Origin of the sequence: Pedobacter panaciterrae, assembly GCF_013204795.1 — a bacterium.
GTDB lineage: Bacteria > Bacteroidota > Bacteroidia > Sphingobacteriales > Sphingobacteriaceae > Pedobacter > Pedobacter panaciterrae.
The window spans coordinates 1232658-1258028 of sequence record NZ_JABMKW010000020.1 but is presented as its reverse complement, the minus strand read 5'-3'; the positions used below and the strand labels follow the sequence as shown (position 1 = coordinate 1258028).

Annotated in this window: 28 protein-coding genes; 12 read left to right on the top strand and 16 right to left on the bottom strand. The window is 40.4% G+C overall.

The annotated features are described in order from the left end of the window. Window positions 1–25: 25 nt before the first annotated feature. Window positions 26–2464: a bifunctional YncE family protein/alkaline phosphatase family protein gene (locus HQN86_RS24335; protein WP_172663446.1), complete on the bottom strand. Its 2439-nt coding sequence runs from the start codon at window positions 2462–2464 to the stop codon at window positions 26–28. Between the two features lie 19 nt (window positions 2465–2483). Beyond that, a complete protein-coding gene (locus tag HQN86_RS24330) occupies window positions 2484–3326 on the bottom strand; it encodes a hypothetical protein (protein ID WP_172663445.1) in 843 nt (280 codons plus the stop codon). Between the two features lie 362 nt (window positions 3327–3688). Here HQN86_RS24330 and HQN86_RS24325 point away from each other — a divergent pair, with 362 nt between their 5' ends. The 4 genes from HQN86_RS24325 (at window position 3689) to HQN86_RS24310 (ending at window position 8929) form a co-directional block, all read left to right on the top strand. Beyond that, window positions 3689–4294: an RNA polymerase sigma factor gene (locus tag HQN86_RS24325; RefSeq protein ID WP_172663444.1), complete on the top strand. Its 606-nt coding sequence runs from the start codon at window positions 3689–3691 to the stop codon at window positions 4292–4294. A 70-nt stretch (window positions 4295–4364) separates the two neighbouring features. Further along, a complete protein-coding gene (locus HQN86_RS24320; RefSeq protein WP_172663443.1) occupies window positions 4365–5348 on the top strand; it encodes a FecR family protein in 984 nt (327 codons plus the stop codon). Between the two features lie 137 nt (window positions 5349–5485). After that, entirely contained in the window at window positions 5486–8128 is a 2643-nt protein-coding gene (locus HQN86_RS24315) for a TonB-dependent receptor (RefSeq protein ID WP_172663442.1), read from the top strand. Between the two features lie 3 nt (window positions 8129–8131). Then, complete coding sequence (locus HQN86_RS24310) at window positions 8132–8929, top strand: DUF4249 domain-containing protein (RefSeq protein WP_172663441.1); 798 nt, start codon at window positions 8132–8134, stop codon at window positions 8927–8929. Window positions 8930–9067: 138 nt separating this feature from the next. Here the strand turns inward: HQN86_RS24310 and HQN86_RS24305 are convergent, their stop codons facing one another. The 8 genes from HQN86_RS24305 to HQN86_RS24270 all read right to left on the bottom strand — a co-directional run bounded on the left by HQN86_RS24305 (window position 9068) and on the right by HQN86_RS24270 (window position 14567). Continuing rightward, the gene (locus HQN86_RS24305; RefSeq protein WP_172663440.1) at window positions 9068–9502 is read right to left on the bottom strand and encodes a DUF1810 domain-containing protein; all 435 of its coding nucleotides are present in this window, start codon (window positions 9500–9502) and stop codon (window positions 9068–9070) included. Window positions 9503–9665: 163 nt separating this feature from the next. Continuing rightward, window positions 9666–9848 carry a hypothetical protein gene (locus HQN86_RS24300; protein ID WP_172663439.1) on the bottom strand — a complete coding sequence of 61 codons (183 nt, stop codon included), beginning with the start codon at window positions 9846–9848 and terminating at the stop codon, window positions 9666–9668. A gap of 383 nt (window positions 9849–10231) precedes the next feature. Beyond that, window positions 10232–10663: a DoxX family protein gene (locus HQN86_RS24295; protein ID WP_172663438.1), complete on the bottom strand. Its 432-nt coding sequence runs from the start codon at window positions 10661–10663 to the stop codon at window positions 10232–10234. Window positions 10664–10720: 57 nt separating this feature from the next. Further along, a complete protein-coding gene (gene pncA / locus HQN86_RS24290) occupies window positions 10721–11311 on the bottom strand; it encodes a bifunctional nicotinamidase/pyrazinamidase (protein ID WP_172663437.1) in 591 nt (196 codons plus the stop codon). Between the two features lie 161 nt (window positions 11312–11472). Further along, a complete protein-coding gene (locus HQN86_RS24285) occupies window positions 11473–12030 on the bottom strand; it encodes an NADPH-dependent FMN reductase (RefSeq protein WP_172663436.1) in 558 nt (185 codons plus the stop codon). Between the two features lie 75 nt (window positions 12031–12105). Then, entirely contained in the window at window positions 12106–12669 is a 564-nt protein-coding gene (locus tag HQN86_RS24280) for a type 1 glutamine amidotransferase domain-containing protein (RefSeq protein WP_172663435.1), read from the bottom strand. A 638-nt stretch (window positions 12670–13307) separates the two neighbouring features. Next, window positions 13308–13484, bottom strand: a complete 177-nt coding sequence (locus HQN86_RS24275; protein WP_172663434.1) for a hypothetical protein — start codon at window positions 13482–13484, stop codon at window positions 13308–13310. A gap of 261 nt (window positions 13485–13745) precedes the next feature. Beyond that, a complete protein-coding gene (locus HQN86_RS24270; RefSeq protein WP_172663433.1) occupies window positions 13746–14567 on the bottom strand; it encodes an alpha/beta fold hydrolase in 822 nt (273 codons plus the stop codon). 458 nt (window positions 14568–15025) lie between these two features. On the opposite strand from HQN86_RS24270, the gene HQN86_RS24265 reads away from it, so the two are divergent. Then, on the top strand, window positions 15026–15469 hold the full coding sequence (locus HQN86_RS24265; protein ID WP_172663432.1) for a GNAT family N-acetyltransferase: 444 nt from the start codon (window positions 15026–15028) through the stop codon (window positions 15467–15469). A gap of 263 nt (window positions 15470–15732) precedes the next feature. After that, complete coding sequence (locus HQN86_RS24260; protein ID WP_172663431.1) at window positions 15733–16296, top strand: T6SS immunity protein Tdi1 domain-containing protein; 564 nt, start codon at window positions 15733–15735, stop codon at window positions 16294–16296. Window positions 16297–16501: 205 nt separating this feature from the next. Here the strand turns inward: HQN86_RS24260 and HQN86_RS24255 are convergent, their stop codons facing one another. Beyond that, a complete protein-coding gene (locus HQN86_RS24255) occupies window positions 16502–16864 on the bottom strand; it encodes a hypothetical protein (RefSeq protein WP_172663430.1) in 363 nt (120 codons plus the stop codon). A 210-nt stretch (window positions 16865–17074) separates the two neighbouring features. Here HQN86_RS24255 and HQN86_RS24250 point away from each other — a divergent pair, with 210 nt between their 5' ends. The 3 genes from HQN86_RS24250 (at window position 17075) to HQN86_RS24240 (ending at window position 18004) form a co-directional block, all read left to right on the top strand. Then, window positions 17075–17365, top strand: a complete 291-nt coding sequence (locus HQN86_RS24250) for a hypothetical protein (protein ID WP_172663429.1) — start codon at window positions 17075–17077, stop codon at window positions 17363–17365. A gap of 41 nt (window positions 17366–17406) precedes the next feature. Beyond that, entirely contained in the window at window positions 17407–17598 is a 192-nt protein-coding gene (locus tag HQN86_RS24245; RefSeq protein ID WP_172663428.1) for a hypothetical protein, read from the top strand. A gap of 190 nt (window positions 17599–17788) precedes the next feature. Continuing rightward, window positions 17789–18004, top strand: coding sequence for a hypothetical protein (locus HQN86_RS24240; protein WP_172663427.1), 216 nt, complete (start codon window positions 17789–17791; stop codon window positions 18002–18004). Window positions 18005–18097: 93 nt separating this feature from the next. Here the strand turns inward: HQN86_RS24240 and HQN86_RS24235 are convergent, their stop codons facing one another. Next, window positions 18098–18283, bottom strand: a complete 186-nt coding sequence (locus tag HQN86_RS24235; RefSeq protein WP_172663426.1) for a hypothetical protein — start codon at window positions 18281–18283, stop codon at window positions 18098–18100. Between the two features lie 818 nt (window positions 18284–19101). On the opposite strand from HQN86_RS24235, the gene HQN86_RS24230 reads away from it, so the two are divergent. The 3 genes from HQN86_RS24230 to HQN86_RS24220 all read left to right on the top strand — a co-directional run bounded on the left by HQN86_RS24230 (window position 19102) and on the right by HQN86_RS24220 (window position 21989). Further along, a complete protein-coding gene (locus HQN86_RS24230; RefSeq protein ID WP_172663425.1) occupies window positions 19102–19635 on the top strand; it encodes a DUF2911 domain-containing protein in 534 nt (177 codons plus the stop codon). 399 nt (window positions 19636–20034) lie between these two features. After that, window positions 20035–21171 carry a helix-turn-helix domain-containing protein gene (locus tag HQN86_RS24225; RefSeq protein ID WP_172663424.1) on the top strand — a complete coding sequence of 379 codons (1137 nt, stop codon included), beginning with the start codon at window positions 20035–20037 and terminating at the stop codon, window positions 21169–21171. 125 nt (window positions 21172–21296) lie between these two features. Next, window positions 21297–21989, top strand: a complete 693-nt coding sequence (locus HQN86_RS24220; RefSeq protein WP_172663423.1) for a DUF2306 domain-containing protein — start codon at window positions 21297–21299, stop codon at window positions 21987–21989. A gap of 134 nt (window positions 21990–22123) precedes the next feature. Here the strand turns inward: HQN86_RS24220 and HQN86_RS24215 are convergent, their stop codons facing one another. The 4 genes from HQN86_RS24215 to HQN86_RS24200 all read right to left on the bottom strand — a co-directional run bounded on the left by HQN86_RS24215 (window position 22124) and on the right by HQN86_RS24200 (window position 25214). Next, window positions 22124–22678: a hypothetical protein gene (locus tag HQN86_RS24215; RefSeq protein ID WP_172663422.1), complete on the bottom strand. Its 555-nt coding sequence runs from the start codon at window positions 22676–22678 to the stop codon at window positions 22124–22126. A 483-nt stretch (window positions 22679–23161) separates the two neighbouring features. Then, on the bottom strand, window positions 23162–23539 hold the full coding sequence (locus HQN86_RS24210; RefSeq protein ID WP_172663421.1) for a DoxX family protein: 378 nt from the start codon (window positions 23537–23539) through the stop codon (window positions 23162–23164). Window positions 23540–23607: 68 nt separating this feature from the next. After that, window positions 23608–24873 (bottom strand): RNA polymerase sigma factor, encoded by a 1266-nt coding sequence (locus HQN86_RS24205; protein WP_216854501.1) that lies wholly within the window; start codon window positions 24871–24873, stop codon window positions 23608–23610. Further along, window positions 24873–25214 (bottom strand): YciI family protein, encoded by a 342-nt coding sequence (locus HQN86_RS24200; protein ID WP_172663420.1) that lies wholly within the window; start codon window positions 25212–25214, stop codon window positions 24873–24875. Before HQN86_RS24200 ends, HQN86_RS24205 begins: the two co-directional genes overlap by 1 nt. Between the last annotated feature and the right edge of the window lie 157 nt (window positions 25215–25371).

Below are 25371 nucleotides of genomic sequence, written 5' to 3'. Positions count from 1 at the left end.
TGAAAAGTAAATAGCTCGCTAGTTTTTAGTCATCATCATCCTTTTTCTTTTTTTCGAGGATTACAAAAGCACTTCTTTTGGGAGCTGGCATCACTGAATGCTCACCCTTTACAGATTTCCAGACCACCTCATTCAGATCAAGATCAGGAGCAGCATCTTCTTTTGCAAAATTAAACTGCTCAGAACGTCGGCTGCTTTCGTTGTTGGCTACATTGCGGGTGTCCAAATCTATTAAAGGCTGCTTTACCGTATACGGTTTAAAATCAGGTGTACTTGTAAAGCATTCGAATAATGGAACCGCTGCGGCATCATACTGGCTCATTGGTGGCAGGCCTAAAATCAGTTCCATGGTTCTTAAAAAGCCCGAAGTAGAATACATGGTATGTACTGCTGTATTTCGTTTTACATAAGGTCCTACCACGTAAGCCGGTGAGCGATGGGCGTCTACATGGTCGGGTCCATTTTGCGCATCGTCCTCTAAAATGAAAACAACTGATTCTTTCCAGATCGGACTGTGAGATAGGTGTTCTAAGATGCGCCCAACTCCAAGGTCATTATCTGCAACAGCGGCCTGAGGAGATACCTTGCCTTTTTTCTGTCCACTGGTGTGGTCGTTTGAAATCCTTAGGGTACTGAACTGCGGAACTGCACCGACATTTAATAAAGAATCAAAGTCATGCTGCCAGGCATCAGCTCTCACCTGGTCGGTAATGTCCATATCAAAACCGGGAGATGCAGGGCACATATGCCCTTGAAGTGATTTGATATTCGCTTTGGCATAATCCCCAAACTCTCCATAGCTACGGTAGGTAATACCCGCGCGCTGACAGTAATCCCATATAAATCCATCCTTAGGATACGTTACCGGACGGCCACCCTCATAATTCCCCGTACCTCCCCGGCCTCCATACCCGGTTGGCCAGGATTTCTCAATAACATCAGTAGCATAAGCGGCCATACTCCAGTTGTGCCCGTCGGCACTTACTTCGGCATCTACATAGAAATTGTCCAGTAGCACATAGTCTTCTGCAAGCGCATGCTGATTAGGCGTAATCTTTTTGCCAAAAAGTGTTAAGGAAGAATCGCCGTTACCCTGAGGGAGATCGCCCAAAACCTGATCATAGGTTCGGTTTTCCTTAATGATATAAAACACGTGCTTTATGGGGGATTTCTGCCCCTGTTTTCGCGGAATAGGATTTCCGGCCTCTCCATCGGCCAATATTGTTCGTTTGTCGCTAAATGGCGTATTTGCGTAAACTTGAGCTGTATAAGATTTTAATTGCTCTGCTTTAGGTACATCAATAAAAGATAAGGTTCCTTTAAACAGACCGGCGATGTACTGGAGTTTATTATTAGCTGTACTGCCCATCTGATAGCCACTGTTGTCCGCTTTTGATATGGGCTGTGGACCTTCGGGATTGGCTAGCGAGGTATTACCTTTGCCATTTGTAACCAGGATCTTTGACCCCAGGGTTTTTACATTGGTCGGGTACCATCCTACGGGTATAAAGCCCAGGCTCTGACTGCTGCCTGGACGACTGACATCAAAAACTGCAAGGCAATTGTTATCGGCATTGGCAATATAAAGTGTTTTCTCGTTGGTGCTTAAGGCTAGTCCATTGGTTGTGGAGCCTGTTAACTGGGTGGCATAAAGGGTTGTCGCAATGGTTTCACTTGCCTTATTGGTTAGGGTATTGATCACCGAAACGGTATTGTCATTCGCATTGGCAACAAATAAAAAGTTACCTTTTTTATTTAAAAGCAATTCATTTGGATGATCTCCGACCGGGACCTGCTGAACAATTTCTTCTGATGCAGTGCTGACGATCGCTACAGCCCGCCCGCCCCATAAAGAGATGTATAACTTACTGCCGTCTGGAGAGAGGAGGCAGCTATATGCAATTGCCGGTAACTGCACTTTTTTCAACACCTTTTTTTCATTAGGATTGATGATGTAAAGGGTGCTGTCTTCTTTGGTTACGGTATATAGCCGCGTATTTGCTTTATTTACGGCAATACCTGCAGGGCTTATTTTTCCCTTCGGCCAAACTGGGCCAAGCTTAATGGTATCGCTTTTCCCCAGTTTATTGTTTTCGATCCGAAAGTCCAGAATCCAGTTATCGTTTCCTCCGGATACATACAAATGTTGCTCATCTTTACTGAAAGCGAGTCCATACCAGGATTTGGCCAATACCTGTTCGTCAAGTATGATTTCAGTTTTAGGATCAATTAGCTGTAGCGACTGTATGCTTTGCCCGTTATTAGTGACTGCAAGGAATTTACCTGTTGAACTTAGTTGCATGTTCAGTGGCAGATCTCCTAAATTGATCGAGCGGCCTGCAGGACTTAATTTCCAGCCATTCGGCAATAAGATCTGACTTGTTTTTTCAATCTTTCCCGGCCATTGTGCCTGAGTCTGGTTGATCACAAATGCAAATGCAAAAAATATAATGAATTTTTTCATACTACTATTGAATAAGGTTTTAATGATTGCGCAAGTTGAAGTTGATCAAAGCTCTGATGGTATATCCGTTTCCTGATGCTACCGTGCCAATATCGCGAATGGCTTCTGATGGGATTACCTGGCTTCTGGTTGCATAAAATACCGGTCCACCGGAAAGCGAGAACGATAGTTTTGAATGGGCGGGTTCAAGGTTTATCGCAGGACCGACTAATACTTTGGCACCTCCTTCTGCTTCATCTTTTTCCCAGAATCCTTCCAGATCCTGACCTACGGCTTCAAAACCCACATATAGTCCGCCAGAAATGCGATGCTGGTAACCCAGACTGGTAATAAAATCCAGTTTATCTCTATTACTGTCGAATGCTTTTTCAAACCTTAAATTACCCAGCAAACGCCAATTGATTTGATCAAATGAGGCGGTTATCCTACTGATGGCTGATTTTACGTTTGACCAATCCCGACTTACCCCCAACCCAGCGCCGAGTCTAAAACCACTGAGTTGTGTGCCGCCAATTAAATCCCTAATTACTTCAGCTTGCTCGGCAGAGGTTATCCCGCCACGGTTTGCGAAACCGATTGCCGCAGTGGCATATAAAGTGAAACGGTTACCCAAATAGCCTTTTACGCCAAACTGCTGCCCCAGACCATCGTATCCGAACTGTCCTGTCGTCCGTTGCCCATAACTTCCTGAATAATGGATATTCCATTTGGTATTTTGAGGGGTAAGGGTGTTTATGGAAAATAGGAATGGCTGAGTTGAGGTCATACCAAATGGGTCCCCGGAATTTACGGTATTAATCGTTTGGGCGATGCCCTTGATGATCAGCAATTGAAGGATTGTAAAAAGCAGGATTTTTTTCATTTGTTTTGAACTAGAATTATTTTGTGACTCCAGTAATTTAAAGTCTGGGTAATATTAGGAATGCTGGTTTTGATTAATACCAACTTTAGGTTATTATTGGGTTAATTCTTTGTAACAAATTCTCTACCCTTGATTCTGTTCTTTTTGAGAACTATTGATCTGACTTTTAATGGTTTTTTAAGGTAAAATTTAGGTGTCTTATCAGAAAAGCTCCCAACTGGTCAAAAGAGACAAAAAATATGCAAAAGGGTTTTAAAGTGGTTTGTCATTTGTATTGACCATATGATCGGAAAGTTTTACAGTTGACCCGATTGTTTCCAATTCTAAGAATTTTTATCTAACATTGGGCGCAATAGATTTTTATGCCTACACATCTGCCGGATATCACTGAGGACATTGAACTACTGAAAAAGCTCAGAGAAGGTGATCAGTTGGCTTTTGCGCAAATCTATAACCTGTACAGAAGTAAAATATACCTTTATGCCTGCAACCTTTGTAAGTCTGCGGAGACGGCAGAGGAAGTTGTGCAGGAAGTTTTCATCAGGATCTGGCAGAAAAAAGACCAGATCAACCCTGAACTCAATTTTGATGCCTACATCAGAAAAATTACACTAAACCATGTGCTTAACCACCTCAAAAAAATAGCACGCGACAAGGTGCTGCAGGAAGAGGTGTTAAATTATATGGATGCTATTCGCCACTCAACTGACGACAGCCTCCTGGAGAAAGAGTTACTCAAAACCTATGATGAAGCCATTGCACTTTTGCCGGCACAAAAGAAATTGATCTATCAAATGAGCCGTAATGAAGAGATGACTCATGAACAGATTGCCGAAAGGCTGAATATTTCAAAAAACACGGTTAAAAATCATATGGTTGTTGCTACGAAGTTTATTCGCAGCTATGTCAGCAAACATGGAAGTATCGTTTGTTTTCTGATTGCCTCAAATTATTTTCGTTCCAACTAGTCCTATCATCTTTTTCAGTTGTATTATAATAAACCGGCCGGGTAAGCAGCCTCCGGTAAATTTTTAAACTGTGGAAGAAAAAGTTCAATTTGAATATTTGTATCATCAGTACCTGAACAATCAGTGTACAGCAGAAGAGCTGAAATTGTTTTTCAGGTTGCTTGAGAAAAGTAAAGATGATGAACAGGTAATGACGCTAATGTCGGCAACATGGGATCAAACTGCCATTAGTCCAGAGAAAGGGTTAACCCCTCCATTTCCTGATAAAAAGACCACACATCGACTGATATCAAGTCGCAACAGTTTTGGCATGCAGAGGCTTGCAGGTATTGCTGCAACGTTGTTAATTGTAATAGGAATTTGCTTTTACTGGTCCGATGTGTCTCGGATATTTAATCCTCCGCAGGAATCCAAATCAATCACAACATCAACCGAGCGTAAACAATTTGATTTGTCAGATGGCACCAAAGTGTGGCTAAGTCCCAATAGTAAGCTTAGTTATTCCGACAGATTTGAAGGAACTGAACGTAAAGTATCATTGGAAGGGGAGGCTTTTTTTGAAGTAGCACATGATGTCAAACATCCATTTATCATTAAAAGTGGCCAAATCAATACTACGGTACTTGGCACTGCATTTAATGTAACGGCCTACAAAGAACAACACATAATAAATGTGACCCTTGTGACCGGGAGAGTAACTGTTTCACTTAATGGTTCAAACAGCAGCAAACGAGACACGATATTGGCTAATCAGCGCATCGTGTTTGATAAAATTTCCTCGCGTATTTCAAAAGTGGACTATCCTGACGCTGCTACCTTTATGAATAAACGATTAGGTTTATATGAATACAAAGGAGCAGAAATTCAGGAAGTCAGCAGAGATCTTGAAAATCAGTATAACATAAAAATTAAATTAGATAAGCAGTTATCTGAAGCAATATTTTATGGGAATCTGAACATGTCAGCTCCGCTGGATGAAACATTAAACAAGCTAAGTACCGTTGTGGAAGCTAAATGGCGAAAAGAGGGAGGGCATTATGTGATCCTAAAATAAATGCCCGATTCTGTTATACAGAACCAGGCAAGTATCTGAACTAATTTAAAATGTCCGAGCCTTGAGAACTACAGGACATAAGAAATCAATATTTAATTATAAAGTTATGAATCCATAACTGTCAAACAAACATATCAATGAAAAAACTAGAACCTGTTGGGTTCCTAACCTTTATTGCCGTTGTCTTATTATTTCTGATAGTCCTACAGTCGCGGGCACATGCCCAAAGTCCATTGGATAAAAAGTTAAGTATAAGCTTAAAAAACGAACAACTTAAAAAAGCACTAGATAAAATAACTTCCATTTCCGGTACAAAATTCACCTTTAATGAACAGATTGCAAGCAGTTCTATTAAGATCAGCATTACCGCCCGGGATAAAAGCCTGAAAGAGATTCTGACATTGGCTTTTGCTGACAAGCCGCTGCAATTCAGTATACTGGATAAAGAAGTATTCATTCGCCTTGATCCCGAAAAAACAAAAAAGGACGAGGCCGGTCCGGCGGCAAATCCGGCACAAAGCAAAGAAAAGTATACACTAAGCGGAACAGTTAAATCGCAAAGTACAGGCGAAACTTTAATTGCCGCAACCATAAGGATCGTGGGCGCTAATTTAGCTACAGCCAGCAATGAATATGGCTTTTATTCCATTACCCTGATAAAGGGTAGCTATGATCTGGAGATTAGCGCTGTCGGCTCAAAAACCTACAGAGTCCGGATTGATTTGAAAGAAAATACGAATCTGAATGCTACCTTAACTGATGATCAGAATTTATTGGAAACGGTTACAATCAATAGTACTTCCGCACAACGAAATATCGGAAATCCGCAAATGGGAATGGAACGATTGAGCATCAGCGAAACTAAATTGGTCCCTGTACTCATGGGAGAGCCGGATTTAATCAAAACCTTGCAGCTATTACCTGGCGTGAAAACTGCCGGAGAGGGAAATGGTGGCATGTTTGTGCGCGGCGGAACGGCAGACCAGAATATGATCTTATTAGATGAAGCGCCAGTATACAACGCCTCCCATTTGCTGGGCTTCTTTTCGACCTTTAATTCTGATGCAATTAAAAATGTAACGCTGTATAAAAGTGGAATGCCGGCTCAATATGGTGGTGGTCTGTCATCAGTTCTGGATGTTAAAATGAATGACGGAAACAATCAAAAGTTGGGGGTAAGCGGGGGAATTGGCCTTATTGCTGCACGATTAAATGTAGAAGGGCCAATTCAAAAGGATAAGTCATCGTTTCTCATCTCTGCCCGCAGGACTTATGCAGACATGTTCCTAAAACTCTCCAGCGATACTTCGATCAACAATACACAGCTTTATTTTTATGATGTTAATGCCAAGGCCAATTATATATTAGGGGATAAAGACCGTTTGTTTTTATCCGGCTATTTTGGAAAGGATGTATTGGCCTCGGATAACCTTTCTGGAATCAACTGGGGTAATGCTACCGCAACCATGCGCTGGAATCATGTTTTTAACAATAAACTATTTTCCAATACCTCGGTAATTTTTAGCAACTACAATTATAAGGTGCAGGCTAATACGGACGAAAATTCACTGACACTCTTCTCGCAGATTCGTGATTGGAATGTTAAGGAGGATATCCAGTGGTATGCTAATGAGCAGAATACGATTAGCTTTGGTTTGAACTCAATATTCCATACCATAAAACCTGGAGAAGTGCAGGCCACAGGAAATTCCGGTTTCATTTCACAGAACCTTCAAAATAGATACTCATTGGAAAACGCAGTCTATGTGAGTAATACCTGGAAGGCCAGTAGTGCGCTTACCCTTACTTATGGATTGAGAGTATCAGCTTTCACCATATTGGGCCCTGGTGACTATTACAGCATCAACCAGGCAGGAGATATAATCGGCTCAACGGCTTACAAAAGAGGAGAACTGGTAAAAACTTATGTTAATTTAGAACCGCGTTTAGCCGCTGCACTGCAAGTCGGGGAGTGGGCATCGGTTAAAGCATCTTATGTGAGGAATGTTCAAAACCTGCACTTGATTTCTAATTCTAACGCCGCTTCTCCGACCGATAGGTGGGTGGCCAGTACCAACATTATTAAACCTGAATTGAGTGACCAGGTGTCATTGGGTTACTATCGGAACATTGGCTCTGCTTATGAGCTAACGGTCGAAACGTACTATAAGACGCTGAAAAATCAGATTGATTACCGCAATGGTGCTGATATATTTACAAACAGACCAATTGAAACGCAGTTGCTGTTTGGCAAGGGGCGTGCTTATGGTATGGAGCTGCTGTTGAAAAAGAAGGCGGGCAGGCTTAGCGGTTGGTTAGGTTACACACTGTCAAAAACCGAAAGAAAAATCGATGGCATCAACAACAATCAATGGTATAATGCCCGTCAGGATAAAACTCATGATGTTTCTGTTGTCAGCGTATATAAACTGAGCCAAAAATGGAGTGTTTCTGCAAATTGGGTGTATTCTACTGGAAATGCTGTTACTTTTCCAAATGGAAAATACCGATTACTTGGTCAAAGCTATTTTTATTTCTCTGAACGCAATGCAGATCGTATGCCTGCTTATCACCGATTAGACCTGGGTGCTACGCGAATCTTGAAACAGAACAAGAAATTCTCATCTGAACTGAGCTTTAGCTTGTACAATGCCTATGGCAGGAAAAATCCATTCCGCATTACCTTCCAGGATAGTGAGTCAGACCCCAATCGTACCGAGGCAATAAGAACCACCTTATTCCGCTTTATTCCATCCGTATCTTACAATTTTAAATTTTAACCTATGAATTCTATATATCGTTTTCTGTTACTTTCTATGATGGTGTTGCTTTGGTCCTGTGAAGATGCCATAGAGCTGAAACTTAAGGACAATACCCCAAAGTACGTAATTGAGGGTATGATTACCAACGAACCAGGTGTATGTCAGGTGAATGTGAGTCAAACAAAGAATTTTGGTGATGACAACCAGTTTAACGGCATCAGCGGAGCTATTGTTAAGGTTGAGAATAATGGCACCTCAGTATTGTTGAACGAGATCAGTAAGGGGATTTATACCACAACCGCGATTAATGGTACTCCTGGTCAAACCTATTTTCTGTCTGTAACCATTCAGGGCGAAATGTTCACCGCATCCAGCACGATGCCTGAGCACGTACCTTTCCTGGATTTTACACTTAAACCAAAGGATTACGATTCAACCCGTACCACGCCGATGGTGAAATTCAAAGATACGCCCGGGGTGGCAAACTACTATTGGTTCCAGCAATATATCAATGATAAAATTCAACGTGAATATAAAGTGCTCAATGATGAATTTACCAGTGGACAGGAAATAAATGAGTATCTGGTCTTTGAAAACACAACCAAAGATCATGGCAAAAATATTGTTAAAGGAGATCGTTTAACAGCGGAAATGCATTGTATTGATGCTTCTGTATACACTTATATGTTTAGCCTCTCCAATGCCAACGGTTCATCCGATGGGGCTGCACCAGCAAATCCGGTTACTAATATCAATGGTGGGGCATTAGGCTTTTTTAGTGCCCATACCGTTCAGCGTAAAACAATTGTTGTTCCATAAATCAGGGAGGGGAAACTTGATAAACAATAAAGCCTGCTAATTATTGATTTGCAGGCTTTATACAGGTTTTGATACTTTGGCGGAGAATGAGGCATCATCCCTGTCATTTCTGCGATTTTTTAAAAATAGAGACGATGCTTACTTCCTTAGTTGCAGGTTTAATATTTTCAGTGTGATGTGGTCCTTTAAGCCGTTATAGAATTTATCAAGTACTTTTTCGAAGACCGGATCTGTAGGTGAAACCGAGGCAAATAGGGTCATGCATGATTTTAGTTTCAGGTCATCCGGACTGCCAAATACTCGATGTGCGTCATTGGTTTTAAGTTCCAGTAAGCTATTGCACATTAAAATGAGTCTAGGTCCTAATGTCCGATGCTGCAGATATTCTTTGGCCTCATCAATGTCTCGAATGGCATAAAATCTCGAAATCTCCGTATAACCAAGCCCCTGGATTTGAGGAAATACATACCACATCCAATGACTGCTTTTCCTGCCGTTTTGAATTTCAGTCAGAGCGGTTTGAAAGACCGATTTTTGTGCTGTAATATATCTTTCCAGGTTATGCTGCTTCATCGTCTAATTTCTTTTCAAATTAGGGTAAAATTTGCTGAATAGCAATAGTTATCCTGATTCCTTGTTGAGATGTGGGGGGCAGTCAGATGGCTCATAAACCCTGCCATATAGGGATAAGACCTGATCAGAAATTCAGGTTTCAGATGCTAAATAAGCACTTTAACTATGCTCTTTTTTTATGGATTTTTAAGGTATCCTGTTTGTCGGGGAACTCAATTGTTTCCGTTTTCCCCCAGTCCCGGTCTTCTCTAAAATCTTCATCAGCATGAAAATAATGAGTGTGCTTGCTTATAGGAGGGTTTTTGACTGAATCAAAGGTACTACGTTCTTTTGCTTTAGACTTCATGTTTAAAAATTAGTGGCACATAATCAAATAACATACGCGTATTGAAAAGGTTTGTCATTGGATTTTAATTTATGGATGACATCGTGGTTTTCAAGGTTCTCATCCAGCGCAATTAGATATGGCCTGGTTTATGCCAAAATAATCTAACTTATCTGCATTAGCATTGCTAATTTAATTGCCAATAATTCTAAAAGGTCGATTGGCTGAGTGGAGAGACAGGGTGTGGCAAAGTCTCTTACACCTCGCGTGTTTGCAGAAAATTAAGGGAACATGAACATTGGCAAAGCTCAAAAAGACTGCGCTTTTCTTCAAAGAATAGATGAAAAATTGTTTAATTGAAGGTGTAGTTCAGGTCTCTGTCTGGTTTTAGGTTGCAGCAACGATTAGTTTTCCCGCTCGGGTGCGGTTTGTCGTTTGAGACCACCACTGGACCATAGTGCCCAAATGATGAGCACAGGCTGGAAGAAAAGCCGTGCCAGACGCTTGGTGTCGGTATCCAGCCCGAATGCGTTGCGATGTTCAGCGTACTGGGCAATGTTGCCAGGGAAAACCAGTATATAAAAGATGGCAAGTGCTATGCCGACTTTAATTCTTTGTTTGCGCCAAAAGATCATTGCCACTCCCAGTAAAATCTCCACAATTCCTGAAAGCAGGACGACCAGGTCTTGGTTCATTGGGATCCAGTTTGGTACCTGTGCCTGAAATTCTTCCCGCTGAAAACTTAGATGCCCCAAACCTGCCAATATCATAAATAGGCCCAAGATTATCCGTGCAAGATTTTTTAGATTGGTGGCAGAATGATTTTCTTTTGTCATTGTCGTCAAATAATTTACTGCTCTGTTAACAATCGGCAGGCATGATCGTTCGGGTGATCAAATAACAGTTCCCCCCTTTAGCTGAAAGTCTTTTTTAACACGTTCATATCTTTCCCGATCTATCGGTTTAGCGGCGCGCGTTATAATACTTGATTTAAAACCTAAGTCTAACGCGTCATTTGCAGTATAATACACACAAAAATCAGCGGCCACTCCGCAAACGGCTACTTCAGTAACCCCTCTTCCTTTAAGGTAATCGGCCATGCCTGTAGATTTTTTTCTGCCATTGTCAAAAAAGCCGCTGTAACTGTCAATTTCTTTATCCATCCCTTTTCTAAAAATAGCCTCAACAGCATTCGTTAAAAGTTCTGGAACCAGTTCTGCGCCCTTTGTTCCCTGTATGCAATGCTCAGGCCATAGTACCTGATTTAATCCGTTTAAAGATATTTCTTCAAATGGTATTTTATTTGGGTGGGAAGTAAAGAAACTTTTATGACCCCTTGGATGCCAATCTTGCGTGGCTACTACCAGATCATATTCTGACTGTAAGTCGTTAATGGTTTGGACGATTTCGTCACCATGGTTAACAGCTAAAGCACCTCCGGGTAAAAAATCATACTGCACATCGATAATAATTAGCGCATTCATAGATAAGGATTGATTGTGATTAATTTAATGGGTTTCGGGCATGATGTGTTTGAAAAATTAAAGTTTGAAGGTAATGTAAAATAAGCTTATAGCATAAGAGGGGAATTTACCTTTGTCTATATTCCTCATGGGCGTAATATGAAGGAGCAACAAAAATCTTCTTACTTTTTTACATTGCTAGTGATCCAGAGCTGGAAACTGTCCATAAATTTCTTTAACAATGCCCTGGTAGATTCATTGGTGAGTATACCCTTATCGTCAAATAAGCTAGCGGCACCCCCGATATAGGCCTCCGGCTGAGCCATAGCAGGAACGTTCAGAAATACAAGGGACTGGCGCAGGTGATGATTTGCCCCAAAGGCCCCAATGTTGCCAGGAGATACGCTGATCACCGCACCAGGTTTTCCATCCCAACAGCTTTTCCCATATGGACGAGAGCCGACATCAAGGGCATTTTTGAGTACTGCGGGAACAGACCTGTTATATTCTGGAGTGACAAAAAGTACTGCGTCAAAAGTTGCCAGGTGTTTACGGAAGGTTGTCCATTGCGAAGGTGGAGCTGTTTCCAGGTCTTCGTTGTAAAGCGGCAGATCGCCGATACTGATAATCTCCAATGTAAGTAAGTCAGGAGCAAGTGCAATGAGTGCATTGGCTGTTTTTCTGTTCCAGGATTCCTTGCGAAGGCTGCCCACCAGAACTGCTATTTTAAGTTTTGTCATGGTAAATAGTATAGAGTGATATTTCCAGTAATAACACAAAGCGGGACCTTTTAGATACCCGCTTAATTTTATGGGTTAGGAATGTTGCCCTTCATGGACACCCTCTGCAAATTCTTCTACCATCTTGTCATTAAAAGCAGGGAGATCTCTTGGGCTTCGGCTGGTGACCAAACCCGCGTCAACTACAACTTCCTGGTCATACCATTCAGCACCAGCATTCAACAGGTCAATTTTTATGGTTTTTGTTGAAGTCAACTTTCTACCTTCTACAACTTCAGCTGTAATCAGCACTTGCGGGCCGTGACAGATCGCTGCTACTGGTTTTCCAAGGTCAAAAAAAGCTTTTACAAAGTCGACGGCATCCTCATTCTTTCTTAATGCGTCGGGATTTAATACCCCACCGGGAATTACTAATGCATGATAGTCATCAGCATTAGCTTCATTGATTGTCTTGTCTACATCCACTTCAATTGTCCACTGATGGTCGCCCTTCATTGCCTGTATCTTGCCTGATTTAGACGAGATGATATGAACTGTGGCACCTTCTTCTTTTAACCTTTCAACAGGGCTTGTCAATTCTGTTTCTTCAAAACCGTTTTCCGATAAAACGGCTATGGTTCGATTGCTTAATTGTCCCATGATTATTGTTTTAATGTTCAACGTTAGTTTTCTGTTTAATAACTACAATGGTTAATACAGAATGTTTTAGATTTTGTTGTTCCCGGTTTTTGACAGCGTAAAACGAATGATGCTAATGGTTTGTTCTTCTCAAACAGAATTGATATAAATGAATATTACCTATTTCTCTTGCTGAATAGCATTTCCCTTAAGTGAATCCTGAAAAATCTGTACTTTTCATCGCCAGGAGATTAATAAGCACTGGTGTCAACCAGCGTTTATCTCTATATAACAGTGGCCAGGGTGGTTCGGGGTTCGCGTCTTGACCCAAGCGTTCTTTATTGAAAAAATCTGTTTCTGTTAAAATAACAATCTAATCTTGCTTATATTCTTATTTAGTTCAACTCGCGTTTCCTACCCACAATTAAGCCGCTTTTAATATTAAAAACCCGGAGAAGCTCCAGTACGTTTAAGCACCGGCCGGCTCCTGTTTTTTTCAAATTGCTTAATCGCCAGTTGGTTCATGGAAAATCGCTCTTAACTTATTTTCAGCTTCCATGTTTAAAAACGCTGAAAGTCTAAGAAGACAAAAAAGGTGTTCTGACCTGAACACCTTTTTACAGCTAATAGAATATTTACCCGAAAACGCAAAAGGCACTTTAATGACCTTCTCGTTTACGTTGATTGTCTTTATTGGAAGTCTGGTCTGACCTCTGACCTCCGCCATTGGTAATTCCCTGTTGCTTTTTGTCGTCTTTGGCATTGTGATACATTCGATCTGAGGTAGGTTTGCCCTGTTCCGAACTGCTATGCCTTGCATCTTGTCTGTTCTTCATTGTTCTAAATTTAGGTTAATAAATTAAGCTTGATACATTAGCCTTCAGTTATATAACGATCACACTTTAGAATTGTTTTAATAACCAGGACAGTAACACACTTGGCTATTTTGAAAATCTCATCTGGTAGGGAAAGTTAATCTTATTCATGAGTGTTGCTTTAACAATCGGCTCATTACCAATAAAAAAAAGCTGTCAAATTAAGTTATGACAGCTTTTCTGGGTTGCGGAATGTGCTAATTTCCAGTTATTGAAATCTGTTTAAGATTGAATAAAAGCCAGAAGATCTTTGTTGATAGTGGGTGCCTCAGTAGCCGGCATGCCATGAGGGAAACCAGGATATGAAATTAATTTCCCGTTTTTTAGTAATTTGATGGCTTTTGCTCCCGAGATAGGAAATGGAACGATCTGGTCATCTTCTCCATGCAAAACCAGTACCGGAATATCCACACTTTTAAGGTCCTCTGTGAAGTCTGTTTCTGAAAATGCCTTAATACCATCATGATGTGCTTTTACGCTTCCCATCATTCCCTGTCTCCACCAATTATCCCTGATGCCCTGCGATATTTTGGCACCTTCACGGTTATAGCCGTAGAAGGGGATGGTGAAGTCCTGGAAATATTGTGCCCTGTTAAATGCGGTACCCTGACGTATTTCGTCAAATACAGCCATCGGTACACCATCGGGATTGTTTTCTGTCTGCAACATTAATGGTGTTACCGCGCTGATAAGTACAACTTTAGCGACGCGGTTTTTTCCCAGGTTTGCAGCGTAATGAATCGCTTCGCCGCCGCCTGTTGAGTGGCCGATATGTATAGCATCTCTCAAATCGAGCGCCTCGCTAAGGGCTGCGACATCTGCTGCATAAGTATCCATATCGTGTCCACCGGAAACCTGACTTGATCTCCCATGCCCCCTGCGGTCATGGGCGATTACTCTGTATCCTTTTTGCAGAAAGAACATCATCTGCGCGTCCCAGTCGTCGCCTGATAGTGGCCAGCCATGATGGAATACCAGTGGTTGACCTGTTCCCCAATCTTTGTAATAAATTTCAGTTCCGTCTTTTGTGATAATCTTAGCCATAATTTTAGTTTTTAAGTTGTGCTTTTCGTTGATAAATCAAAGCTCTAAAATTTTTGTGGCCATTGAGTTGATGTAGGATAAGAAATTTTGATTTCGTTGCAATAAAATAGGATTAGACACACAAAAATTAAGGAAACAAAATCTCCACTAATAACACAGGGTATTTGACTTGTCACTACAAGTTAAATACCCTGTGCATTCAACAAGAAACGAATAGACTGTCCAAAAATATTTGAAAGGAACACCGCTGTTTTTTATATTTGCAGCGAACATCTTATCCATATTTATAATGTACGCAGCCGGATTTCATAATTCTCCGGCAACACCGGAAAATAAATATAAAAACCACCTTAAATGACAAAATTCATGAAAGGGATACGCTGGTTGACTACCTGATGAGACAGGTCATGTAAAAAGGCGTAGTAAAAATTTTTGACCTGTAATTGAAAACCTGCTTTATGATTTTTAGAACCGCGAAACTTTCAGATATTAAACAGATGCAGGTAGTACGGCATCTGGTGAAAGAGAATACTTTGAGCAATCCCGATCTTGTTCCTGATAAAGATGTGGCGTATTACATTTCCGAAAGAGGTAAGGGGTGGGTTTGTGAGGTGGATGGTAGGGTTGTGGGTTTTTCAATTATTGACCTGTTGGAAAAGAGTGTCTGGGCATTGTTTGTAGATCCGGAGTTTGCAGAAAAAGGGATTGGAAAGGAATTGCATCGACTAATGATCGATTGGTATTTTCAGCAGACTAAGGACAAGGTAGTTTTAGGGACAGCACCGAATACACGTGCAGAACGATTCTATCCGCTTCAAGGCTGGACTCAGGTCGGAAGCTATTCCAATGGCGAAACTAAATTTGAATTGACTTACCAACGCTGGATTCATCGTGCTTTATAAAAAATGTTTAGCGAATCATTTATTCGTTTAGTCAGCGTAAGGCGTGCACACATTTGTCGTACCATCCTTAGTATTGTTACCCTGGATGGGTTTATCTTTCCCGTACTCCGCCTTAGCTGCCCTGCAAAACGTTTTTAAGCATAACCCTTGATATTTCATGAAGTTTTCAGAATATTTGTTGAAAGCGATGTTTGTTATTTCCCTTCTTTAGTAGTAAACCTCTTGTTGGAATGGTTTATCTGATTAAAGCAACCCTTCGGCCTATGTTTGATATATTTTTTGAAAAATACCCGAACTATTCGATTGTACTAAAGGCAACAGGCGATGTATCGGATAAGTACGAGGGCAAATTGCCTCCTCAGCTTATTGACTTTTGGAATAGCTATGGGTTTGGAATCTTTATGAATGGCTATCTGAAGTTGGTTAATCCGTTAGAGTTTCAAGCTGTGTTTGATGAAGCCTATGACAATACGGATGTCGAAATCGTTTTTGGGGTTACTGCCCTTGGAGATTTCCTGACCTGGACAGGTGATGCGATCCGGGCAGTATATTTTAGAAATGGCAAGGATTCCATTATAGAAAGTGGGGATGACATGGAATGGTTTTTTGATATGGATTTAGCGGATGAGGGCTTTTTAAGGGCTAATTTGAACGACCATAATTACCTCACCGCCAAGGAAAACCATGGAGCCCTGCAATACGACGAATGTTTTGGGTATGTGCCTTTGCTTAGTTTAGGTGGGCCGGAAAAAGTGGAGCATCTTCAGAAAGTAAAAATAAAAGAACATATTGCTATCATTGCCCAAAGTTTTGGCAAGATCAGGTAAGGTAATGATGTTTTTTTGATGAAGCATACATCGCTATACGAAACTTTCGATAGTGGATCTTTGGACAGGTCTTAACCTGATGCCTATTATTAATTTGGGGTTCATGGGAAAGAGCAATTCCGCGACCTGTTCAGCGCCGACAGCAGGAAATTAAGGTAATGCACAAGGCAATGGCAATGTCCCCAACAGTGCCTCAGCAAAATAATCAATCTTTTTTCCCTTCCGGGTGTTTAAAATAGCTTTCCAGCACCAATATGAGTTCAGGTGATGCTTCTTTTGTACTACGTCTGTCCAGAGTATGTTGAGCTGAGTTGTACTTTTCAATAAAGGTGGCCTGGGTGCCATTGAATTTCAAAAATCCCTGCTCAAAATACCTTTCTTCGATTTCTCCAGAGGAATCCATCGTATGGAACCAAAGCTTCATCAGTGCGCCCGTTTGTTTATCGAAATAAAGCCAATGACAAGTTTCAGTATAGCTTGCGTTTTCTGGAAGATCCAAACGCTTGATCTCCGCAATCATTAGGCGGGCATTTTCAAAAAAATAAAGGATTTGGAATTTGGAAGACATTACCCAAAATTACCGTTTTGCTAGAAATACTGACCTATTTTTTTTCATTTTGTAATTTCGATAGGTTTCCGCTTTGCAGTCCAGTAGATTTTCCTCTCATCAGCTCAAGTGGGCATCAAAGCATAAAATAAAACGCAGAATCAATGGCTCCTGAAATATTAAAACCATAAGTGTTTAAGATTGTTGTATTTACACCTAAACATTTTCACTATGAATATCCAGGAAAACCTCAAAAATAGTCAGGACGCTAACGTTAATAATGATGCCGCTCATGCGAGCCTTAAATCCTCTTCCGTACAGCCACTGAAAACCAGGGATAACAAGCGTAAGCATAATATTAATGCTAAGATGAGCATATCTCGAATGCAGGAAGAAGGACAGAAAGACAAAGCAGACCAACTGAAAGATCAGACAGGCGTGCAGGAGAATGGCAAAGAAGACGATGCCATGAACTATAAAAGCGATCGGGAAAATGGGGCTTACAATTCTAAAAACATTTAGGTGTTATCGATTTATAGGATTCTAATTAATAGCTATTTATTATGGAAAAGCAAATTCGAGATCAGCAGTCAAAGGAGCTGGAAGAGAAACGTAAAAAACAAGGTTTATCTGACTTTGAAGACAGTAAAGTTAACAACCCTAGCGAATCGAAAACAGATACGGATGACGATAGCCCACCAGCTGATGCACTTGCTCCGTTCAGACGTATGGGTGAGCCAGGCTCAAGGAAATAGCGCTTCAGTGTGATGATAAAATTATTTGTCGTTTACGCCGACAGCTGGTAAATCTGTTCGAAGATTCGGGGCAATAGCAATCCACGATTGCTATTGCCATGATCTGAATATCAAGTATCTATATTTTGTGATGAAAAAACTTAATTAAATGGGAAATATTGAAGAAGGATGAGAGCCATTTGAGGTTCAGGTGATCATTGAAGGGGAGCTGAGACCACTACTTGTAGTTCCTGATTTGGAAGAGCCTAAATATGCCATTTTCGACCAGCATACCACCCTGGGTGTGATGTGGCAGGAGTTGGGTGGAAGTGGCAAAAGCTGGTGCGGTGAAGGAATGGCTGTTGAAGCTTTACTCGAGCAACTTGGAGAGCAAATCGAAAATTACCTGCAGAACAAGCCTATATAGCATCCCAGAAAAGCCCGGAAAAACAGTATAGTTTAAGGCTTAGTTAATTTGTTGCTTGCCCCGGTAACTCTCATTTCCTGGAAGTTTTTCCAGTTAGCACCACATCCGCCATACAGGTGAACCATCGCTGACGAGTTCTTGGTTGATCAGCTCCCAAAGATCATGTTCATTTACTGGATTTTTAATCGAGTCAAACTGTTCATCTTCTGTTTCCTTTAAAGATACTGAAAGTACACCAGCTCCTGGAGCCGGCGCTTGATCATTGTTTAGTAATTTCATCTGTTGATTGTTTAATTAGTTAACACCTTTACGGTAAGAAAGTTTCGAATAACTGACTACATCCAAAGTTCCGGCAGCTTTCATTTGACATGCCTATAATGCAAAGGATTGCCAGACGGTTGACCAGCAGATCTGTGCCGATGAAACTGAAGAAGCGGATACATAGGAAGCATATACTTGTAGAAATCGAGGGATTTGAAGAGTTAAAAATCCGGAAGAAAATCTTTTAGTCTGCAGAAAGGAGCATGATGGTTATCCCGTAAGAATTGGATATACGCTAACAGCATATTATTACAGAAATCCTAGAGTGGGGGATTTGTACCTAAGCGCAAAAAAAACGTCTTATTTCGTGTCTGAGTTTTTCGACAAGAAAATATGTAGGAGGTTTTTTAACACTTTTTTATAAATCATTCATTTCGGGTCAAAATTGTCGCCTGAGCGACTGCCGGGCGTTACCAAAAATTGCGTGGTCGAATTACAAATATAGGCGACGAATTTTATTTATATCTGACATCCCTGAGCATAGCATTTCGTCGGGCTTAAAAACAAGCTTCTCTCAATCACTAAAAGGCTTTTCACGAGTTTCTCCAGTATGTAGATCAAATCAGCATTCCTGAGGTCATAATATGGTTCTTTCCCAATTTTGGACTGTCAGATGAGGCCGCGTTCTGCGAAAGAGGTGGCCTCATATGGAATAATACTCAGTCTATGCCGGGTTTTTTGTTTTTCCATGATTAGGTTAATTGAAGGTGTATTTAGGACAAATGACAGTCGAATGAAAATTTGTTATATTAGTAGCAATCAAAAAATTAAATGTTATGAAAAAAATATTTGTACTGTCTCTAATTGTGACTTTGTTTACTTCAGCAACTTTATTTGCTCAGGACAAACCAAAAGAAGATAAAAGTAAACGCCCGAGTCCGCCTGCAATCGCTAAAGGAACAACTAAATCAGGCACAGCAATCACGATCGATTACAGCGCACCTTCGGTAAAAGGCCGTACTGTAGGTAAAGAAATCGCACCATTTGACGGTAAAGTTTGGCGAACCGGAGCAAACGAGGCCACTATTTTTGAAGTGGGTAAAGATGTGACCATTGACGGAAAAGCTTTGCCAGCCGGAAAGTACTCATTGCACTCGATTCCTGGCGCGCAGGACTGGGTGTGGATTTTTAACAAGACCGCAAACCCGGCGGGTCCTTATGAATACAAGGAAGCAGCTGACGTCATTCGCGTAAATGCCAAAACTGGAAAAGCAAAAAGCTTCGTGGAAAAAATGACTTTTACCATCGATAAATCAGGTAAGGTTGTTTTAGAATGGGGCAATATTTCAGTGCCGTTTACTGTAAAATAAAATTTAACGTTTTTCGCCTGCCTGCTGTAAATGATTAGGCAGGCGGTCAGAAGTATAAGGATGGGAGGCGTCATAAACGTGATTGGCGCCTTTTATTTTATAGACCTTTTGCCCTGATTTGTCTTTGTGCCAGCTGCTGCGCTATACTAAATCAACGTCAAGATGTCATGCGGGACCAGCTGGTGAACGGAAACCCATTCTGCAGCTTTTAAAATATCAAATTCCTCCTTGTGTTCTATGAAATCATATAAAGGGGTGCTGTCCAAACCATCGCTTTTTATTCTAATTGCACGGGTGCCTAACAATGAATGAATTAACTATTTGAATGATTAGATAAGAGAGATGATAATTCAAAATCTACCGTTTTCTTTTATATTTAGCCCATACTTAGTATAGGCCATGATACATATTGTTGGAGTTGTCATTTCTTTATTTCTTTCCATACTGCTTTTTACAAAAAAAGGTAAATCTAGGGCAGATCTGGTATTGGCCTTCTGGCTATTTTTGATCTCTATTCACCTGCTTTGCTATTACTTAATTGCATCAGATAAATTTCTGAAATATCCGTACTTTTTGGGTCTTGAGATTCCCATGCCACTGCTTCATGGCCCATTTTTGTATTTGTATGCTACTTTGTTAACTGGAAAGAAGATCGGGAAATTGTACTGTTCTTTTCATTTTCTTCCTACAGTGTTAGCATATATTGCTTTGTCGAAGTTCTTTTTGTTGGCCACAGGCGAGAAGATATTTATTTACGAAAACAATGGCATTGGTTATTTGGGCTTATTAAAAATCGTCCATTTCGCAATTTTACCTTCTGGTATTGCTTATATCATAATGTCGCTTTATCTGATAGAAAGACACCGCAAAAATATTTCAAACCTCGTTTCTCATCTGGAAAAGATCAATCTGAACTGGTTAAAAAATCTGATGATCGGCATGTCCCTGATCTGGTTATCTATTCTCTTGGGCAATGACATCTCTACCTTTACGTTAGTAGACCTGTTTATCTTGTCTATTGGCTATTTTGGCATCAAACAAGTTGGGATTTTCAACAATAACGTCATTACTTTACCTGCTAACCATTTGGAGATGGGATTATTAGGTGTCATTGAAGATGAATCTTCAATAACTGCAAAGGTAAAATATCAAAAATCGACAATGGGGTACACGCTCTTGTCAGAAATACATTTGCAAGTTACGCAGTTAATGCAGCAGGAAAAGTTGTTTAAAGATCCTGAACTGAGCTTGAATGAACTTGCGGAACGACTGAACATCCATCCAAATGCTTTATCTCAGGTAATCAATACACTGGAAGATAAAAACTTCTATGATTATGTCAATGGACTTAGAATTGAAGAATTTAAACTCATTTCGAAGCAGCCCGGAAATCATAAATTCACCTTATTAGCTTTAGCATATGAGGTTGGCTTTAATTCTAAAACTTCCTTTAATAGAAACTTCAAAAAGAAGATAGGAGTGTCGCCAACAACCTATTTAAAACAGCAGAAAATAAGTCTGCAAGCTACAATCTAAACAATAATAGGTGCCACCTTACAAAGTGGAACCATTTTTTGCCCGCTAGTATACATTTTTGTTGCATAATGTTTGGGAAGATGCTGTACCTGCAGCACCCATTAGTTTCAACATAGTACGCTGATATGAAAAAGAAAATCCTGTGGGTTTTATTTGGCTTTTTTTCAATTATTATTGGACTTTATCCACTTAAATATTTTTTAATAAATGGAAAGGTTGGAATAATGAATGACAAACCAGAGTGGCTTTTAAACAACCTCGTCTGGTATATTGCTTTTTATATACATATTATTTTTGGAGGGGTTGCATTACTTGTGGGATGGCTCCAGTTTAGCTCAAAACTTAGGTCCAGAAATATCAAAGTACACAGGCTTACTGGAAAAATATATGTTGTTTCGGCTTTATTCAGTTCCCTTTCCGGTTTCTACATAGCGCTTTTTTCGGATGGAGGTTTCTGGGCATCACTTGGATTTAGCTGTTTAGGCATAATCTGGTTTTGTACCACCTTAATAGCATACTTAACCGTCAGGAAACAACAAATCGGAAAACATCAATTACTGATGATCTACAGTTATGCGGCTTGTTTTGCTGCTGTTACACTAAGAATCTGGCTGCCTATTTTGATTTTAGTTATCGGTATCTACGACACGTCCTATATAATTGTAGCCTGGTTGTCGTGGATACCAAATCTGCTCGTTGCCTATTTGATCACAACGAAATTAACTCAAAAAACGATACCTAAGAAAAGTGCGAAATTTCTGGGGAACGGTTTAAGTACAAAATTTTATCCGAATTTTAGTAAAACATTAAAAAAATGAGATCACAGATACATGTAGTAATTTTGCTTTTATTGAGTGCAGTCCGTGCATGGGCTTTAGTGTATTTTCGGCGATAATGGTTCTTGGTCACCTTTGGTGAAATAGACAATTTACACCCCTGAGCTGATGTGACCTCAAATCTTATCCCTATACTTTTTTAAAAATTCATTACAATGCATGAGAATTTCATCGGGAGTTCTGTCTAAATTATGGACAGAAAAAATGACGTCTTCATTCCTGGTTTCACTTTCAGCACAGAGCTGATACTGGGCTACCGAATAGGTTGTTGAAGCTGTACCTTCACCTTCGTTTGGATAAGAAGTAAGATACTTATAATGAACTAATAATCTAAATCCAGTGATATTCTGCCATTGAATTAGCTTTTTGCGTTGGAACTGAAATATTTGCAGAAAAGCAAAGCTGTCGTATAAACCTTTGCTGGAGGACAACATCAGCCCCTGCTCTGATATCATAATTGCTGCTTTTAACCGAATCAGTTTGTTTGCAATAAAGTCAACGATCGCAGGAAGTAAAAAGACCATTGCAATAATTCCAAATACAATACGATCATTGTTTCCATGGGCTTCGAACATTGCATAGGAAAACAAGACAACTGGTATCAACGTCACAAATAACCACACAAGACTTCTGTAGGGCTGAGTTGATCTTTTTATAGTTATGGATTCCATATTGATATTTAAAGACGCGTTAATCCTGTGGGCAGAATTGGTGATTTGTTTACTGCAAAACACATTTCTTGTAAAAGGTCATATGATAAAATTACGCATTTTCACTAAATAGTATGTTCTAAAAAGGAAAATGCCTGCTATTCGTGCGATTTGCAGGCTTTTTGTCGGTTCTGATACCTTTTTGGTGCAGAGTGGGGAATTTGTACCTAAGCTTAAAAACCGTCTTGTTTAGTGTCTGAGTGGACCTGGGAAATTCAACTCACCAAATTACTCACCGCCATCTCTGTTTTTATAACTGCAAATGCAATCCTGTAAAATTAGACTTGAAAATGATATCCCTTTTTAAGCGTTCGGTGCTTTAGATGTATAATACTTTCAAAATTACCCCTTTCAAAGCGAAATCGACTGATCAACCTGGCCGTACTAGGAGGTCACATTATACGAATATAGGTGGCCTCCTATCGAATAATCCCGCTTAGCTTCCTATGCTGTCCGGATAGTTTCTTTTTTGGGTAGCTTATAGAGGAGCAAGATAAGTGTCAGGTAGAAGATCAAAGAAAACGCAGGCTGTGCGGCTTCAATAAATCCGTAACCGCTATTACATTTTGCAATAAAAGCAGAGACCATACAGATGCAGAAACCAATATATACCCATTCTTTGATCCTTTGAGGTACCTGGGGTATTAGTAGTACTAAGGCACCGATTAATTTGGCTATGGTCAGTTCTATCCGAAAGTAAGCCGGAAAGCCCAGGCGTCTGGTAAACTCTGCCTGATGTGTCTCGGCATACCATGCAGCGAAGATCATAAAAGCGGACATTAGGCCTGTATATAGCCAATAGTTTAAAGATTTCATTTTCATTTTTTAAGTTTTAAGTGAATCTGGGCTAATGACGATCGGGCAGGCCGGATGGGGACAAGGCCAGGGGGTCAGATGATCTTATTGTGTGTTTTCTTTTTGGTCAACCTTTTAATCTCCTTTATCAAGGTTTTTTTTTCTGTGCCGGATTTTGTCAGATTGATTGCTTGCTGATAATGTTCGATTGCAGTATCAATGTTGCGCTCTGCATGTAAATAGCCCAGCAATGCATGGTAAGAATTGCTATGATTGTCATTTACTTTTTCCGCTTCAGTTATCGCTTTTTCATTGCCATAGACTTTGGCCAACGCGAACAGCCGGTTCAACGCAGTGACAGGTGAATTTTCTATAAGGATGAGCTGATCATACAGCTGTAAAATATGCTCCCATTTTTTTTGGTCCGTTGGTGTGGTGTGCCAATAAGCAATACCCGCTTCCAGGTGATATTTTGTAACTTCAGCCCCGCTACAGGCATGGATTAAATAATAATTGCCCTTTTCTATCAATGCATTGTCCCATAAACTTTTGTCCTGGTCTTCAAAGAGAATGGCTTCTCCCTCAGGGTTTGTCCTTGCTTCCAGTCTTGAGCTCTGAAAACACATTAAAGAAAGTAAGGCATAAGTTTGAGCGGTTTTAGTCAGCGGGTTATCGGTCAGCACCAGGGCAAGTCTGGTGGCTTCTGAACAAAGGTCTTTTCTGATCAACTGATTGTTGGTTTTTGAAAAATACCCTTCATTAAAAAGCAGGTATAAGGTTCGCAATACGGTTTCCAGGCGTTGTCTGATTTCTTTTTCATTCAGCTCTTTGATTCGAAAATGGTCTTTTCGAAGCTGGTTTCTCGCCCTTAGCAGGCGTTTCTTGATGGTTTCGGTTTTGGTTAGAAAGGCATTTGCAATTTCTCCCACACTAAAACCACAGAGTATTTGCAAGGCTAAACAGATCTGATTTTCCATTGGATTACCGGGGTTGCATACTGCAAAGATCATGGCTAGCTGGCTATCTGCTATAATTTTAGGATCGAATTCAAAATCTTGCTGGTCTGAAATTGGAGATGCAATGATTTGTTTTTTGACCTGCGATTCAAAAATAGCTGTGTGTTTAAAGTAGTCTTTGAGCTTGTTTTTAGCAACCGTATAAAGCCAGGCCGTTGGGTTTTGCGGTATTCCGTTAATGGGCCAGTTTTCCGAAGCTTTTAAAAAGGTTTCACTAGCAATATCTTCGGCCAGTTCAATATGGGCTAAACCAAAATGACGGCACAATACTGCCGTCATTTTAGCATATTCCTGCCGGAATAGGTGCGGTAAAAGTTCCTCAGACGATTTTACGATGGGCTTCATTAATCACGTTTTAAAACTTCTCTCACTTCAATGTTTCCGCCAATTTTGAAAATGGGATTAGATTTTGCGATTTCTACAGCTTCTTCAATGGTGTCGGTTCTGATCACAATGTAGCCACTTATAAATTCCTTGATTTCGGTATAAGGCCCGTCCGATATCACATTGTTAGGTCTGACTGTTTTGGCACCTGCAAGCGTTGGCAAAAGGGTATTTCCTTTGTCTGCCAGTTTGTTTTGTGAGGCAATGCCGGCAAGCCAGTTCATTCTCTCCTGCATTTGTTCGGGCGAAGGTTTGAAGTCTGTGGTATTGTTTAGTCTGAAAATTAATGCGAACTCTTTCATAATTAATTGTTTTTTCTGCTGATGACGATTGAAATTACAAAAGGAGGACAACAATATATAAGAACTGTCAGGAATTTTGAGATTTTTACCTGGGAAGGAGGGAATTTATTTTTACTGTGGACTATAATGTATTGGGAATCCTTATGTCAGCAGGTCT